Origin of the sequence: Halioglobus sp. Uisw_031 (genome assembly GCF_047729875.1) — a bacterium.
Taxonomy (GTDB): domain Bacteria; phylum Pseudomonadota; class Gammaproteobacteria; order Pseudomonadales; family Halieaceae; genus Marimicrobium.
In genome coordinates this window covers 339,471-354,996 of sequence record NZ_CP159826.1, presented here as the reverse complement: position 1 = coordinate 354,996, position 15,526 = coordinate 339,471, and the positions used below count along the sequence as shown (strand labels likewise).

General features: G+C 52.4%; 12 protein-coding genes. 6 read left to right on the top strand and 6 right to left on the bottom strand.

Annotated elements, in window-relative coordinates:
* Positions 1 to 20: 20 nt before the first annotated feature.
* Complete coding sequence (locus ABXT62_RS01560) at positions 21 to 650, top strand: DUF4136 domain-containing protein (protein ID WP_415356795.1); 630 nt, start codon at positions 21 to 23, stop codon at positions 648 to 650.
* Positions 651 to 764: 114 nt separating this feature from the next.
* Here the strand turns inward: ABXT62_RS01560 and ABXT62_RS01555 are convergent, their stop codons facing one another.
* Both ABXT62_RS01555 and ABXT62_RS01550 read right to left on the bottom strand, forming a co-directional pair.
* Positions 765 to 1,502 carry an NUDIX hydrolase gene (locus ABXT62_RS01555; RefSeq protein ID WP_415356794.1) on the bottom strand — a complete coding sequence of 246 codons (738 nt, stop codon included), beginning with the start codon at positions 1,500 to 1,502 and terminating at the stop codon, positions 765 to 767.
* Between the two features lie 70 nt (positions 1,503 to 1,572).
* Positions 1,573 to 3,072 (bottom strand): LysM peptidoglycan-binding domain-containing protein, encoded by a 1,500-nt coding sequence (locus ABXT62_RS01550; RefSeq protein WP_415356793.1) that lies wholly within the window; start codon positions 3,070 to 3,072, stop codon positions 1,573 to 1,575.
* Positions 3,073 to 3,474: 402 nt separating this feature from the next.
* Here ABXT62_RS01550 and speA point away from each other — a divergent pair, with 402 nt between their 5' ends.
* The 4 genes from speA to ABXT62_RS01530 all read left to right on the top strand — a co-directional run bounded on the left by speA (position 3,475) and on the right by ABXT62_RS01530 (position 9,867).
* Positions 3,475 to 5,421, top strand: a complete 1,947-nt coding sequence (speA, locus tag ABXT62_RS01545; protein WP_415356792.1) for a biosynthetic arginine decarboxylase — start codon at positions 3,475 to 3,477, stop codon at positions 5,419 to 5,421.
* A gap of 26 nt (positions 5,422 to 5,447) precedes the next feature.
* Complete coding sequence (locus ABXT62_RS01540; RefSeq protein ID WP_415356791.1) at positions 5,448 to 6,659, top strand: saccharopine dehydrogenase family protein; 1,212 nt, start codon at positions 5,448 to 5,450, stop codon at positions 6,657 to 6,659.
* A 16-nt stretch (positions 6,660 to 6,675) separates the two neighbouring features.
* Complete coding sequence (gene nspC, locus ABXT62_RS01535; RefSeq protein ID WP_415356790.1) at positions 6,676 to 7,842, top strand: carboxynorspermidine decarboxylase; 1,167 nt, start codon at positions 6,676 to 6,678, stop codon at positions 7,840 to 7,842.
* A 102-nt stretch (positions 7,843 to 7,944) separates the two neighbouring features.
* The gene (locus ABXT62_RS01530; RefSeq protein WP_415356789.1) at positions 7,945 to 9,867 is read left to right on the top strand and encodes a B12-binding domain-containing radical SAM protein; all 1,923 of its coding nucleotides are present in this window, start codon (positions 7,945 to 7,947) and stop codon (positions 9,865 to 9,867) included.
* A 111-nt stretch (positions 9,868 to 9,978) separates the two neighbouring features.
* Here ABXT62_RS01530 and ABXT62_RS01525 read toward each other — a convergent pair whose 3' ends face one another.
* The gene (locus tag ABXT62_RS01525) at positions 9,979 to 11,613 is read right to left on the bottom strand and encodes an NAD(P)/FAD-dependent oxidoreductase (RefSeq protein WP_415356788.1); all 1,635 of its coding nucleotides are present in this window, start codon (positions 11,611 to 11,613) and stop codon (positions 9,979 to 9,981) included.
* A gap of 166 nt (positions 11,614 to 11,779) precedes the next feature.
* The gene (locus ABXT62_RS01520; RefSeq protein WP_415356787.1) at positions 11,780 to 13,012 is read right to left on the bottom strand and encodes an NAD(P)/FAD-dependent oxidoreductase; all 1,233 of its coding nucleotides are present in this window, start codon (positions 13,010 to 13,012) and stop codon (positions 11,780 to 11,782) included.
* 125 nt (positions 13,013 to 13,137) lie between these two features.
* On the opposite strand from ABXT62_RS01520, the gene ABXT62_RS01515 reads away from it, so the two are divergent.
* The gene (locus tag ABXT62_RS01515) at positions 13,138 to 13,407 is read left to right on the top strand and encodes a CBU_0592 family membrane protein (RefSeq protein ID WP_415356786.1); all 270 of its coding nucleotides are present in this window, start codon (positions 13,138 to 13,140) and stop codon (positions 13,405 to 13,407) included.
* Here the strand turns inward: ABXT62_RS01515 and ppnN are convergent.
* Both ppnN and ABXT62_RS01505 read right to left on the bottom strand, forming a co-directional pair.
* Positions 13,392 to 14,750, bottom strand: a complete 1,359-nt coding sequence (gene ppnN, locus ABXT62_RS01510; protein ID WP_415356785.1) for a nucleotide 5'-monophosphate nucleosidase PpnN — start codon at positions 14,748 to 14,750, stop codon at positions 13,392 to 13,394. The two genes, ABXT62_RS01515 and ppnN, sit on opposite strands and share 16 nt — an antisense overlap.
* Before the next feature lie 127 nt (positions 14,751 to 14,877).
* Positions 14,878 to 15,471 (bottom strand): hypothetical protein, encoded by a 594-nt coding sequence (locus ABXT62_RS01505; protein WP_415356784.1) that lies wholly within the window; start codon positions 15,469 to 15,471, stop codon positions 14,878 to 14,880.
* Positions 15,472 to 15,526 lie beyond the last annotated feature (55 nt).

Here is a 15,526-nt window from a genome sequence, read left to right as displayed (position 1 = left end):
CACCTCTAATGGAGATTCTAATGATCAATTCCTCTGTGACCCTATTGCGAGCACTGACTGTATTTTCAGTCAGCATCTTATTGGCCGCCTGCGCTAGCGGACCACCCAAGCCAACCGTAGATTACAAAGCCGATTATGACTTTAGTGCGGTGAAAACTATCGCTTTTTATCGAAACTCTGGCGAAGTCTTAGGTGATAACCCGATGCAGCTGAGCGACATACAGCGCGACCGTATCGACGAGGCGCTATCCTATGCACTGACCAACCGAGGCTTTCAGATGGTAACGGATGCGTCCACGGCTGATCTTTTACTCAGTTGGACTTTGGACACGCAGAACAAAACTGACGTGCGCACCTATCAGACTCCCACGATGGGCATGGGTATGGGCAGGGGATACGGTGGATATTACGGGGGCTACAATCGCTATAGTGCATACAATTGCTGGAACTGCAGCCCAACCCGTACTGAGGTCTCGGTACAAAACTATACGCAGGGGACGTTCATCGTCGACATGATAGACCCCGAGCTGAAAAAATCGGTATGGCGTGGTGTGACTCAATCGCGCCTCAAAGGCCAGCACAGCGAAGACCAAGGTAAATACAATGCCGCCGCTACCGCGATTTTTGCCTCTTTTCCGCCAGGCCGATAACGCACTAAAATCCAATCATGTACATGGGCCCGCCGGATTCTAGATAATGCATTAGTGGCGATCTCGCGTGCCTGAGGAGCTTGCCTCTAATGCTAGATTTTTCGGGGGTACTCTTCAGATTGACTCGATTACAGACTTGCCATTGCGCACAAGAACGAACGGACCAGGCGTTTCGGGGCCTGCCCCCTCACGTAACCGCCGCTCTAACTCCTGCAACACGGCTCGAGTGATGTGCGGGAGTTGGTCCATTTCCTGCGCCTTTGACAGCCCCACCCAGTGCAAATCTAACAGCTCTCCCGAACCCTGTGGCCGCTCATGTACCTCCCCTTGAATATGTTCCGCATCAACCATAAAGAAGCGGGCATCAAATCGACGATCGCGGTAAGGCGGCGTAATGGCCCGGGCAATAAGGTGCAGGACATCCAGTCGTGGATTGACATCGTGCTGCAGAAAATCAGCCCAGTGTTGCGAGCGCGTTTTAATTGTGTGTGTATGGGGTTCTCCAACGATCAGCCCTGTCTCCTCGTAGGTCTCCCGAATTGCAGCTAATGCGAGTGCACGCGCCCGGACTTCGGAGCAACCTCGGCGCAGACGTTTCATCACTTGCGGGTGCAAATCGTGCGGCGGTACAATGCGGCTATCCGCCGGATCCACCTTGCCACCGGGAAAAACAAATTTATTCGGCATGAATTTATGGCTGGCGGCACGCTTACCCATTAGCACACGTGGCTCCTTGCCGCCGCCACGCACAATAATCAGAGTGGCCGCATCCTTGGGGCGCACCGCCCGCGTTGTATTGCGTAACTCATCAGGGGAAACGTAACTGGAATCACGCTGCTCATTGCAGTTCATTCATCTTCCTTATTGCTCAACCGGAAACACCCCAAACACACCCCCAAATATACCTTAGATGAAAGAGATCTTACCCGGCGCTGGCTATTTTTAATTTTTGACCTGGCTGGATCGCCTTCTTAATAGAAAGCGCATTCCATGCTACCAGTTGTTGCATGGAAACCTTGAACCGCCGCGCAATGCTCCACAATGAGTCGCCACTTCGAATAACATACTCGCGCGCCTGTAACTGACCACCGACGATGCTCGCGACCGACGAAGGTTGGCCCGGCTTATAGCCCGGCAAGCGTAGAGATTTACCCGCGCGGATAGAGTGACTGCGTAAACCATTGAGGGCCATCAAGTTTGATACAGAAGTCCCGTAGCGTTGGGCTATGGTCGACAAAGAATCACCCGGAACGACGCGATGCATGCGGTCTGGCTTTTGCTGACTGAAATAGGCATTCGAAGACAAGGACGCCACCGTCTTCTCCAGCGGTCTATTGAGTTGCGCCTTGGGCACCCGCAAAGGATAACCCTGGGGAATATATTTATCCCCACTCCATACCGGCTCCAGCAGTGCCGGATTGTGACGTTTTAGCTGATCAAGACTAATACCGGCAGCGCGGGCCAACGCACTGGCTGAAATGTAATCCGGCAACGTAACAACATCGAAAGACGTGGGTGACTCCCATGCTACTTTGCGGAAATAGCGCCCGGGATCACTATCAATCTGCAGCGCTGCAAGAAATGAGGCGTAAAAGTTGCGCGAGGCAAAACCGAAGGAGGGACTCTTGTACTTGCGAACAATAACGCCGATATCCTTGGTGCCCAATGTCTTTGCCGCACGCGTCATTCCGCCCGCACCATGATTGTAACTGGTCAGGGCCAATGGCCAGGTGCCCGTAATTTTATAATTAGTCTTGAGTAGCCTAGCCGCGCCTTCAGTTGCGATGAAAGGGTCCATGCGCTCATCCATCACAGTATCCACCCGCATATACTGACGTGCGGTGGCAGGCATAAATTGCCACATCCCCGCCGCTGCTACCTTAGAGTACGCGCGGGGATTAAAGGAAGACTCCACATGGGGCAGCACCCCCAATTCCAGAGGCAAATCATGGTGGATTAGAACTTCGCGGATATGCTGTTTCCATTGTCCAGAACGGGCTAGTCCGGCGAGAAAACGGTCCGATTGACCCAGTTGGAAACGAACCCGCTGAGCTGCGAGGGCAAAGGTCTCAGAGGACGTTTCTAGCGGCCAGGCGGCAAGCACCTCTGTTTCAGTGGCGCTGAAAGCGCTGAGTTTACCCTGGCCGAGGCTGTTCAGTGCGTTCCTGACACGCTGGGTCGCGGCGGCGATCTGCTGGTCCCGTTGGCGCCTAGTGAGCGCAGGCGAAACACTAACTGTCTGGTAGATAACGGACAGATTTTCATCGTCATGAATGAATCCCTGTTGAGTAGAAATTTGGGTATAGACCTTGACCCAAAAACTGACGGCTGGCTCTAACGCTGGGGGTCGGGGAAAGGTTGACGCACTAACACGGAGAGACGCGAGTAACAAAAGAGTGGCGAAAATGACTACTCGGACCATATCTTGTAGCCTTGAAAATGAGCTGTTGCGTGAGTTTATACCAGAGTTTTTTCAACCTGTAACCATTGACCTTCTATTTGGAGTCAGCCGAGGCCTATTCGCTCACCACACTGGTCTATTTTTTTGCAGAGCGGCGTCACGGATAACCACTGTTTTGGCGGCCTTGACCATTGAGTTGCCGTTGCCATAGGGCGAATCCTGGCTAAGCTCAGACGCACCTGAGCCAGAAAATACTTGCGTTCTCCTCAGGCAGGAATAAAATCGCGCCGACGTGATAGCAATAGACATCTTATGTCATCGAATGCTCAGGCCTGCGCCTGAGGTTCCGTTGGTCTCGAGCGGCAGACATCATGCAACCGCGGGTCATTGCCCGTAGCAACTGTATAAGACGAGATACAACGTATGCCCAAAGAGCGCCCCACTATCACATCAGCTGCAGCCACGCCTGCAGGCTGGAGCAGCGAGTGCAGCGCAGAACTCTATGGCATCAACACCTGGGGCGCCGGATACTTTGATCTTTCAGAGCAGGGCGAAGCACAGGTGAACGTAGATTTCGGAGAGCATCAGGTCGCTGTGTCTATTATGGATATTGTATTGGGCATGCGCGCGAGGGGACTGCACATGCCGGCGGTGCTGCGTATCCGCAACCTGCTTGATCACCGCATCAAGCTCTTGAACGAATCTTTTGCACAGGCCATAGAACAAGGCGGCTACCAGAATACGTACCGCGGCGTATTTCCTATCAAGGTCAACCAGCAGTGCCACGTTATCGAAGAAATAGCCGACTACGGGCGCCGGTATCACCACGGCTTTGAAGCAGGCAGTAAAGCGGAGCTGATTATCGCACTGTCGCAGCTGAAGGATCACGACAGCCTGATTGTATGCAATGGCTACAAAGATGCCGAGTTTATCGATCTGGGACTCTATGCCAGACAAATGGGCATTGCCTGTTTCTTTGTGCTGGAGTCCATCACCGAATTGCCACTCGTGCTTGAGCGCAGCCGGATACTGGGCGTCGAGCCGCTCATTGGTGTGCGCATCAAAAATAGCGTCGCAGTTGATGGTCACTGGAGCCAAGACAGTGGAGATCGCTCTATATTTGGATTGTCCACAGATTCACTGATCAGTATTGTGGATAACCTACGCGACGCCGGGATGCTGCACTGCCTACAGCTATTGCATTGTCATCTAGGCTCCCAGATTCCCAATATTCGCAATGTACGCAGCGGTGTACTAGATGCCTGCCGTTTTTACGCTGGCCTGGTCGAGGAAGGCGCACCGATGGGTTATCTCGATTTAGGCGGCGGCCTCGCAGTAGACTACGAGGGCGCGCGCACCAACAGCACTCACAGCATGAACTACCAGCTGCACGAATACTGCACCAATATTGTAGAGAGCATCTGTGAGACCTTCGATCCACTCGGCATTGCACATCCTGTCATTATCACCGAATCCGGTCGTGCCACCGTTGCCTATTCATCGATGTTGCTGTTCAACATACTCGATGTGCGCACCAGCAGCCCTGGACCGATCGCTGACAATCTGCCGGCGGATTGCAACGAAACACTGGTCAACCTTCAGTCGGCACTCAAAACAGTGTGCGCAGACAACTTTCAGGAAAGCTATAACGACGCTCTGTTCTATCGAGACGAGTTACGTGAAGAATTCCACCATGGTCAGGCTACTCTGCGGGAGAGGGCATTGGGAGAAAACCTCTACTTGGCCGTCTTGCAGAAGGTCGCAGCGATACTTCCTCAATTGAACAGGGTGCCACCTGAGCTCGAAAATCTACCCGAATTATTGTCAGACATCTATTACGGCAACTTCAGCCTGTTCCAGTCACTTCCAGACATCTGGGCAATTGATCAAGTGTTTCCCATTATGCCGATTCATCGGCTCAACGAGCAGCCCACCCGGTCGGCGGTATTGGCCGACTTAACCTGTGACTGTGATGGCAAGATAGATCACTTCTCCACCCCGGAAGGAATCAGCCGAACACTCAACCTGCATGCATTAAAACCAGACGAAGATTACTACCTTAGCGTGTTTCTTGTGGGCGCTTATCAGGAAACGCTCGGGGACTTACACAACCTGTTCGGCGACACCAACGTGGTCAACGTTGCCATTGATCCCGATGGCACATTCGAGTTTGAGCGTGAATTCCACGGTGACAGTATCTCTGATGTTCTGAGTTATGTTGAGTATGAACCCAAACAGATGCAGGAAAAGTTTCGCTTAGTGGCAGAAGACGCCGTGCGCAGCGGTAAAATAACCATCGCCCAACGTCAGTCGATTTTGCGGGCTTTTAAGGAAAGCCTGCACGGGTATACTTATTTTGAGCATGAATAGAACAGATGAAGACGGGGAACAGGACAATGTCTAAAGTGATGATCATCGGGGCGGGTGGTGTTGGCGGCGTAGTGGCGCACAAATGCGCGCAGTTGAGTGAGGTGTTTACCGAAATCGTTTTAGCCAGTCGCACCGAGTCGAAATGCAAGACGATTGCCGCCCAGCTGAGTCGGCCCATCCGCACAGCACAGGTGGATGCAGACAATGTGCCCGCATTGGTCAACCTGCTACGGCAAGAAAAACCAGAACTGGTCATCAACGTGGCGCTACCCTATCAGGACCTGACCATTATGGACGCCTGCCTTGAAGCCGGAGTCCACTACCTGGATACGGCCAACTACGAGCCGATCGATACGGCCCAATTTGAGTATCGATGGCAGTGGGATTATCAGCAACGTTTTGTGGACGCAGGATTGACCGCCTTATTAGGCAGCGGGTTCGACCCCGGCGCGACCAATGTCTTTACCGCCTATATCGCCAAGCACTACTTCGATGAAATTCATGAACTCGATATCATCGATGTCAACGGCGGCGACCACGGCCATCCCTTTGCCACTAACTTTAATCCTGAGATTAATATTCGCGAAGTGTCTGCGCAATGTCGCCACTGGGAAAACGGGGAGTTTATAACGACCACAGCCATGTCAAAAAAAGCGCGTTATAGCTGTCCAGATGACGTTGGCACATTCAATATTTATCGGATGTATCACGAGGAACTGGAGTCACTCAGCAAGCACTTCCCCAGCCTGAAGCGCGCCCAGTTCTGGATGAGCTTTTCCGACAACTACCTGAAACACCTGCAAGTGCTAGAAAATGTCGGTATGACTAGCATTGCGCCTGTGGAATACCAAGGTCAATCCATAGTACCCATCCAATTTTTGGCGCACCTACTGCCCGAGCCCTCTACTTTGGGGGCACGCACCAAAGGCAAAACATGCATCGGCTGTATCGTACGCGGAGTCAAAGAAGGCAAAGAAAAGGTCATGTATATCTACAATATCAGTGACCATCAACGCTGCTATGAGGAGGTTCAGTCACAGGCTATCTCCTACACTACTGGAGTCCCCGCAGTCATTGGCGCCAAAATGATACTGGAAGGTAAGTGGCGCGAACCCGGCGTCTGGAATATAGAGCAGTGCGATCCCGATCCGTTTATGGACGACATGAATCGCTATGGACTGCCGTGGAAGGTGGTGGAGCTGGATCCAAATTTCCAACTGGACATCGTCGAGAACTAGCGTAACGGAGAGAGCCTTGCAATTCACGAACTTTGAAAAACTGGATCTCAATAGGCTGCCATCACCCTGCTTCGTGGTTGATGAAGTCGCCGTAGAACGCAACTTGAAAATTCTCGCACAGTTGGCAGAAGACAGCGGAGCAAAGGTGTTATCCGCATTGAAAGCTTTTTCTATGTGGCGTCTGGCGCCGCTCGTATCCAGCTATCTCAGTGGCACCTGTGCCAGCGGCCTACATGAGGCTCGCCTAGGGCGAGAATATTACGCAGGCGAAGTTCATGTCTTTAGCGCTGCCTATACCGAAGACGACCTAAAAGAAATTCTCGCTATCGCTGATCATGTGGTGTTTAACAGCTGCGCGCAGTGGCACCGCTTTCGGCCACTCGCATTGGAGGCCAGAACCCGCCGGCCGGGACTACAATTTGGCCTGCGCATCAATCCTCAACACTCCGAAGGGGACGTTCCAATCTACGACCCCTGTGCTCCAGGTTCTCGACTGGGTATTCCGTTATCGGAATTGGATGCCAATGAACTTGAGCACATCAGTGGCCTGCATTTCCATACGCTGTGCGAGCAGGATTTTCCTCCGCTGCAGCGAACACTGCGGGCGGTAGAAGAACAATTCGGGCACCTGCTGGCCGACCTGCAATGGGTCAACTTTGGTGGTGGGCATCACATCACGCTGCCGGGCTACCAGAGGGACGAGCTGACCGCCTGTATCCGTGAATTCTCGAGCCGATATGACGTGCAGGTTTATCTTGAGCCTGGTGAGGCGGTTGCTATTGGCACCGGGGTCTTGGTCACTGAAGTGCTGGACCTAAGCTGGAACCAACTGGATCAGGCCATTGTCGATACCTCTGCAACCTGTCATATGCCGGACCTGCTGGAAATGCCTTACCGCGCGGATATTCTAGGCGCATCGGAGCCGCAAGAACGCGAACATACTTACCGCCTGGGCGGCCTGACGTGCCTAGCCGGCGATGTCATGGGCGACTACAGCTTTTCCGAACCACTGCAGGTCGGGCAGCGCCTCATGTTCGGCGATATGTCCCACTACACGATGGTCAAAACCAGCACCTTTAACGGCACCAAGTTGCCCGCCATTGCACTATGGAATTCCGCAACTGACGCACTTGAAATTGTGCGTGAGTTTGGCTATGAGGCGTTTAAGGGGCGCCTGTCCTGACACACTCAATAGGCCTGTAAACGGTATTATGAGAGAAATTCGCTGACATTCGCGGGATTGTTGAGGATAATGTCTCCTTCCCAATCTTGCGGATTTGTTACCATGCAGCGTCCCATCTGGCTTTTATCTTTGGATTCAGACACGTTCCCCGCGGCCCCCATGACCACGGGCGGCCTCAAGGCTTATTATCATGAGTTTGGCAAAAACACCGCTCAGACGGACATCCAGCTGGTGCATTTTGTTAATCATCCCGAGCGTATTTCTCAGTGGCTCGAACAATGGCAGAAAGAGGAGCTCCCTCGCGCGCAAGCAGCCGCAGCTCAGGGTATGCAGCCGGTAATCGGATTTTCCGTGTATACGTGGAACGCTGCAGAGTTTCTCGATCTGATGCGAGAAGTCAAAGACCTGTGTCCTGAAATATTGATTGTTGTCGGCGGCCCTCACGTGCAAAAAGCCAGTGACTATCTGTTTTCAGAGGCGGTGGACATTGTCGTCATGGGCGAGGGTGAAGCAACCTTTACCGATTTCCTGGATGCGTCGGGTCCTGAGCAGTGGCCTGACGTTGCCGGCCTGGCTTTTGTTCAAAAGGGCGAATTGGTGATGACCCCGGAGCGGCCACGTTTTCGCAATCTCAATCTGTTGCCGTCAGCCCTTGACGTCATCAGCTTACTGGACGATGAAGGTAATCCGTATGACTGCATCGCCTACGAAACCAGTCGTGGCTGCCCCTACAAGTGCGCCTTTTGCGAATGGGGAACCGGCGCTATTGGCACCAAAATGTTGTCCTTTTCTGTGGACCGGATACGGCACGACTGGAATTTCATTGTCGATGCCGGCATCAAGAACATCTGGCTGACCGATTCCAATTTTGGCGCATTACGCGAGGATGTAGAGAAGGCAAAGGCCTTGTGCGAGATAAAGCAACGTACCGGCCTCCCTCATACCTTTGCGACCTCCTGGTCCAAAAAACACGGCCCACGATCACAGGAAATTGTGTTGTTGCTGCATGAAAATAACTTACTCCCGCATTACCATCTAGCGTTGCAAACATTAACACCGCTGGCGCTGGAGTTATGCCACCGTACCAATATGGACGCCAACAAATACGAGCCCATTGCGCGCGAGATGGCGAAAGCCCGCGTACCGATTGCCTGTGAACTGATCTGGGGGTTGATCGGTGACAATCTGGCCAGCTTTGAGACCAATCTCGATCGGCTCTTTGCAGTCTTTCCCACCATTAATATTTTCGGGTACACCCTGCTGCCCGGCACCGAATTCTACGGCAAGCGTGAGGAATATCAGATAGAAACTCTGCCGGTCGCGGGTTACGGCAAGGCCAAGGGGGAGTACGTCGTGGGGTGCATGAGCTTCCCTATTGAAGAGGGTCTGGAAGGCTACTTCCTGATCACCGCGCATTTGTTAATGAGTCGTGGTTACATGATGCCACTCACACTGCGCTATCTTGCTTTGAGTGAGGCCGTGCCGGTGGCGGGGATGATGCGTTCAATGCTGCACGCCTTGTGTGCCGAATTTAGCGAAGAAATTCCCGGCCTCAATGCTGCTGACAAGATGGGAGTGTATGAATTTCGTGAGGAGCTATTTGTTACCTCATTTACGTATCCCGAGCGCACCTATCAATGCGTGCAGCGCGTAGCATTACAGTGGATTGAAGATCACATGGATAATAACGTGGAAGCGGCGAGATTAAAGCACCGCGTCACTCAGTTGCTAGAACTGGATCAGGCCTTTGCTCCTCACACGGGCGCCACCCGCGACGTTACCGCCCACTTCGATTTTGACGCTGATAAGGTGATGGATACATTGGAGGGTATGGATCTTCCCGCTGCGGCTTTGTTTGCTGAGCAGCCCACTGAAATCGGAATCCATATTCCTGGCGGCGTCGGTGACATCATCAAGGATCCGGATGGTGGCGTATGGATTCACGCGGAGCGATCTACCAGCAAAGACGAGCACGCTGCAAAATTACAACCAGTGACGGTTCAGGCTTTAGCACTGCCGGCCTGAAACGCTGATCACCACAGCAGATAGAATCGTTCCAATGGTAGCGCGGACCGATCTGCGGCCTGTATCAATAGATGAGCCAGGCCGACTTTTGTGGGCCGATTTTTCAGACATCTATTGCAGCATATCCAGCGCCATTGCCTCAGCAACCTTGATGCCATCTATAGCCGCTGACAATATGCCGCCCGCATAACCGGCGCCCTCCCCGGCCGGGTATAGACCACGAGTATTTATACTCTGGCAGTCCTCGCCACGCCTAATACAGATAGGAGATGAACTTCGGGTTTCGATGCCGGTCAGTACCGCATCTGACATCGCAAAGCCTTTTATTTGTCTGTCAAACGCCGGAATTGCCTCACGAATGGCGGCAATCGCAAATCCTGGTAATGCCTCGGACAAGTCAGTCAATGTGACTCCCGGCTGATAAGATGGCACCACGCCACCTAACGCTTGCGATGGCCGACCCTGAAGAAAGTCACCGACCAGCTGTGCCGGCGCATTATAATTCTCACCGCCCATTTTATAGGCGAGCGATTCCAGTTCGCGCTGTAGGTCAATACCCGCAAAAATATTGCCCGGGTAATCTTCATCTGGGTTTATGCCGACGACAATCGCTGAATTGGCATTGCGCTCGTTGCGTGAATACTGTGACATTCCATTAGTCACTACACGACCCTCTTCCGAGGTCGCTGCAACAACGGTACCGCCTGGGCACATGCAAAAGCTGTATACGGTGCGGCCATTATCACAATGATGTACCAGCTTGTAATCTGCTGCCCCCAATATCGCATTGCCCGCGTATTCACCAAAACGTGCCTGATCAATTATCGACTGCGGATGCTCAATACGAAAGCCTATGGAAAACGGCTTGGATTCTATGTACACCCCTTGGTCCAACAACATTTGAAACGTGTCACGAGCGCTATGTCCTATTGCTAGTACAATGTGTCTACTCAATAGCGTTTCACCACTGCCAGTGGTCAGCCCGGTAACTTGGCCAGCGCCGTCACTGTCTTGTTCGCGCAACAGTGATTCCACTTTCACTCCAAAACGCACCTCGCCTCCCAAGCGAATGATTTCTGCACGCATCTTTTCCACCATTGTTACCAACTTGAAGGTGCCGATATGTGGCTTGCTCACAAACAAAATTTCATTCGGTGCGCCAGCCTTCACAAATTCGGACAGCACTTTGCGGCCTAAATGACGGCGGTCTTTAACCTGACTATAAAGCTTGCCGTCTGAAAATGTGCCGGCGCCGCCCTCACCAAACTGGACATTAGATTCGGTATTGAGCTCACGTTTGCGCCACATTGCCCAGGTATCCTTCGTGCGCTGACGCACTTCGCGCCCCCGCTCCAGCACAATCGGCTTGAGGCCCATCTGGGCAAGCAGCAGAGCGGTCAAAATCCCACAGGGGCCAAAGCCAACAATGATAGGCCGCTGCTGCTCGGCCTGCGGAAAATGCGGATCAGCCTGCGCGACGAAACGATAATGCGTGTCCGGACTCTGGCTAACACGAGAGTCATTTTTAAACTGCTCTAACAGCTTGTGCTCTTGTGCAGAGCGCAGCTCGACATCTAATTGGTAAATTAACAAGATGTTGGCTTTTTTACGCGCGTCATAACTGCGTTTGAAAACGCTAAAACTGCAGACATCTTTCTCACTGATGCCCAATCGCTCGGCGATAGCCGCCGTCAGATCATCAGCGCCATGATCGAGCGAGAGTTTAATTTCATTTAGTCTGAGCATAGCAGCAGGTTTACTTCATTAAGTTTTGGTTGAATATCAGCGACTAAAATACAATGAGTCTCTCGCATATCGGTGACTGAAAACAAGTCGCCGCTGCGTGCCGAGGCCGATCTCTACGGCCGCGACTTAAGCGGTAATATCATCATCTCAAATACATTATTGACCGCTAAACATACTGTCCTGCACAAAAACCAGAAGACCAGGCCCATTGAAAGTTGTATCCCCCTAAATGGCCACTCACATCTAATACCTCTCCGATAAAGAATAGGCCATCATGACCCCCGGCCTCCATGGTCCGGGAACTCATGCCCACCGTATCCACGCCCCCCAGAGTAACCTCTGCCGTACGGTAACCTTCTGTGCCTGAGGGTTTCAATATCCAACTACCCAATAGCGCGGCAAGCTCGCTCAGCCTTCTGTCACTGTAGTCCGCCAGCTTCCGCTCTGCATCATTTGACCACCAGAGCGTTTGTAGCTCCGCCACTAGCGCTTTTGGCAATTTTTGCGCCAACAGACTACGCAGCAAGCTATGGCCCTGATCGCGCTTTGACTGCAGCAACCACTGGCTGATATCGAGGCTGGGTAGTAGGTTGATCGAGACTGTGTTGCCAGGGTACCAGTAATTGGAAATTTGCAGTATCACCGGGCCACTGACACCCCGATGGGTGAATAACAAATTTTCAGTAAAGGACTGGCCGTTACAGTGGACATCCACTTCCAACGCCACGCCAGACAATCGCTCACAGATTGACTTCATGTCGTCACTGAACATCAGCGGCACCAGTCCGGCGCGGCGCTCGGTCAATGGCAATGAAAACTGCGCGGCGATGTCATAACCGATACCACTGCCGCCCAGCGTGGGTATGGAAAGTGCTCCGGTGGCCACCACCAGCGATTGGCAAACGGCGGAGCGATTAGATTTTTCTGTATCTGGCCCCTGATCAAAAGACACAGAAAAACGACCGGTTGAATCACCCGCGGCCTCAATGGACTTGACCCCACACCGAGAGGAGACCGTCACCCCTGCTTTATCGCATTCCTGCAATAGCATCGTGAGAATATCCTGAGCCGAATTCTGACAAAACAGCTGTCCGTGTGCGCGCTCTTCGTAGTCAATACCGTAGCGCTCAACCAAGGCAATAAAGTCCCATTGCGTATAGCGGCTCAGAGCCGACTTACAAAAGTGTGGATTGCCAGAAACAAAGTGCTCCGGCTCCACAACGCGATTAGTGAAGTTGCAGCGGCCACCGCCGGACATAAGGATCTTTTTACCCACCTTATTGGCTTTTTCCAACACCAAAACGCGACGGCCGCGCGCGCCAGCGACCGCAGCACAGAATAATCCCGCCGCGCCAGCGCCGAGAATAACGACATCGTAGTGTTCTATTCGTTCGTGCAAGAATTTCTCATCGACTGAAACGTGAACTTCAAGTGAATAACCTTCTGAATATACCCACCATCGCGACTGAACTAATTATTGTGTGATAGGCTCAGTCTCTACCGGCCCACATTGGACTATTGGCTATGCAAAACCATATTATTGACGCTATCGGCATGTTGGGCGCATTCATGGTGGTACTGGCCTACTATTTATTGCAGCTCGAGCGGATTGATCCTAAAAGCCTTAGCTACAATGTGATAAATCTGGTGGGCGGTATCTTTCTCTTTTTTAGTCTGTGCTTCAACTTTAATCTTGCCAGTTTGGTGATTGAAATTTTCTGGATAGGTGCTTCAATGATTGGCCTGTGGAAATACTGGCGCCGACCCGCAGTGAGCGATCATTCCACCAGTTGATAGCAAGGCTGATATTTCTCCTGATCCAACTTCATTCGTTTCTGCCTCACCAACATCTGCAACAGTCGATCCATGCTGGATAGAAATTTCTTGTCACCCGACAGCTGGTAGGGACCGTGCAGACGCACCTGTTCAATGCCGAATGCCTTCACGTTGCCAGCCACCAGGCCCGAAAATGCACGACGCAGCGCACTGGCTAATTCATGCTTGGGCAAGTGGGCATCAAGCTGCAGTGCCGCCATCGCGTCGTGTGTAGGAACAAAGGGCTCCTGCAGATCGGGCGAGATCACCAATTCCCAGTTGAAATAGTATGCCTGCTGCGTGGCGCGACGTTTTGCATGTACGTCATCGTTGGCCGAACGGATAGCGCGGCCAACGTCTTCCGCGCCGCCCACGATAACACGATAGTGGCGACGCACGTCCTCGCCCAGGCAATCGACCAGAAATCGCTCCAGTTCCTCAAAGTACTCGCGGCAGGATTCTGGCCCGGCGAATACCAGTGGAATGGCTTGATTGTTGTCTGGGTGCATTAGGATGCTAAGCAGGTAGAGAACCTCTTCAACGGTTCCTACTCCTCCGGGAAACACAATAATAGAGTGTGCAAGCCGGACAAAAGCTTCCAGGCGTTTCTCAATATCTGGCATGATCACCAACTCATTGACGATAGCGTTAGGTGATTCAGAAGCGATGATGCCCGGTTCGCTGATCCCGATGTAACGGCCGCTCTTGATATGCTGCTTGGCATGCCCTACCGCAGCGCCCTTCATCGGCCCTTTCATTGCGCCAATACCACAACCGGTCACAATATCCAGCCCACGCAGGCCTAGTTGATAGCCTATGTGTTTAGCATAGTCATACTCTTGACGAGGAATAGAGTGCCCGCCCCAACACACCACTATTTGGGGTGACTGGTCAGGTCGCACGACGCGGGCATTGCGCAGGATACGAAATACCGTGTCGGTAATCTGAGCAGAACTGAGCAGCTTGGGCTGGACCGCCGTTATTTTAAAATCGGTATACACAATATCACGCAGTGCGGAAAACAAATGCTCTTGGATACCACGGATCATTTTGCCATCGACAAACGACTGAGGCGGCGCATTAAACAGCTCTAACCTAAGACCACGCGGCTGCGGGATCAGGCGAACATCAAAGTCGGCGTAGTCGGTCAGAAGTTCTTCGGCATCATCCTTCACACTGTCGGTGTTCAGAATTGCCAGGGCACAGTGTCGAAACAATGCCAACAAATCACCGCCGCTACTCGTAAGCCCGTCGACATCTTCTCTGGAAAGAAGGTTTAGCGACTTAAGGGGATTAACAATAACATGAGTGATTTTTTCCATGATGTGGATCTAGCACTCACTAATAATGAAATTTTGCAACTACAGGAACCCCATCAATGCATGGTGAGGTTCCTGTGTTTCTACTATAACCAGATCAAGAAGACGGCAAGGCATCTTCCTGGCGATATTAACTTTCGCAGAGCGCACGCATTTTCTTGTAAGCGATATCAGTCTGCTCCGTCGTGGCGGCCTTGAGTAGCTCTTGCTTGGCCGCCACACAATCAGACGACTCACGCATGGTTTCTGCGTTCATCGAACTGTAAGCGGGGTGCGACGCAGGAGTTGAACACAATACTGAAGAGACGCGCCTGAGATTGGCATGCGTGCCCTGCTCCACAGAAACGCAGTCTCCTACCCGAACATCCTGATTTTCCAACACAATATCAATCGTACTGTTATTCACTAGACGCACAGTGAAGCGCTCCGCAGTTCCGGCGGTTTCGTTTGCAACAAGGGCACCCAGTCCCGCGCCAGCCGCAGTACCCGCAACCTTCGTCAGGTTTGAGCGCCCGCCCGTTGCCAGTAACCCAAGCGCGCCGCCAATGAGAGAGCTTGCACCATAACTAGGCGCCATCGCCACCTGCTGTACGTTCTCGACAGTGCCGTATTGCACAGAAATAACCTGATTGCGACTCGAGCCGGTTCCGGGGGTCGTACTAGCGCAGCCGGCCAAAGCGACCACTAAGGCGACGGACAATGCTGTAATTGCTTTAAACGTCATAACGTATGCTTCCTATAAGGTGGGGGATGTTGATGTGCCCAGTCAAACATTAAAA

Excerpts from the sequence above, each read along its gene's own strand:
- ppnN (WP_415356785.1), bottom strand. The coding sequence starts at position 14,750 with ATGGAAAAAATCACTCATGTTATTGTTAATCCCCTTAAGTCGCTAAAC.
- ABXT62_RS01505 (WP_415356784.1), bottom strand. The coding sequence starts at position 15,471 with ATGACGTTTAAAGCAATTACAGCATTGTCCGTCGCCTTAGTGGTCGCT.
- ABXT62_RS01515 (WP_415356786.1), top strand. The coding sequence starts at position 13,138 with ATGCAAAACCATATTATTGACGCTATCGGCATGTTGGGCGCATTCATG.
- ABXT62_RS01525 (WP_415356788.1), bottom strand. The coding sequence starts at position 11,613 with ATGCTCAGACTAAATGAAATTAAACTCTCGCTCGATCATGGCGCTGAT.
- ABXT62_RS01550 (WP_415356793.1), bottom strand. The coding sequence starts at position 3,072 with ATGGTCCGAGTAGTCATTTTCGCCACTCTTTTGTTACTCGCGTCTCTC.
- ABXT62_RS01540 (WP_415356791.1), top strand. The coding sequence starts at position 5,448 with ATGTCTAAAGTGATGATCATCGGGGCGGGTGGTGTTGGCGGCGTAGTG.
- speA (WP_415356792.1), top strand. The coding sequence starts at position 3,475 with ATGCCCAAAGAGCGCCCCACTATCACATCAGCTGCAGCCACGCCTGCA.
- ABXT62_RS01555 (WP_415356794.1), bottom strand. The coding sequence starts at position 1,502 with ATGAACTGCAATGAGCAGCGTGATTCCAGTTACGTTTCCCCTGATGAG.
- ABXT62_RS01560 (WP_415356795.1), top strand. The coding sequence starts at position 21 with ATGATCAATTCCTCTGTGACCCTATTGCGAGCACTGACTGTATTTTCA.
- ABXT62_RS01530 (WP_415356789.1), top strand. The coding sequence starts at position 7,945 with ATGCAGCGTCCCATCTGGCTTTTATCTTTGGATTCAGACACGTTCCCC.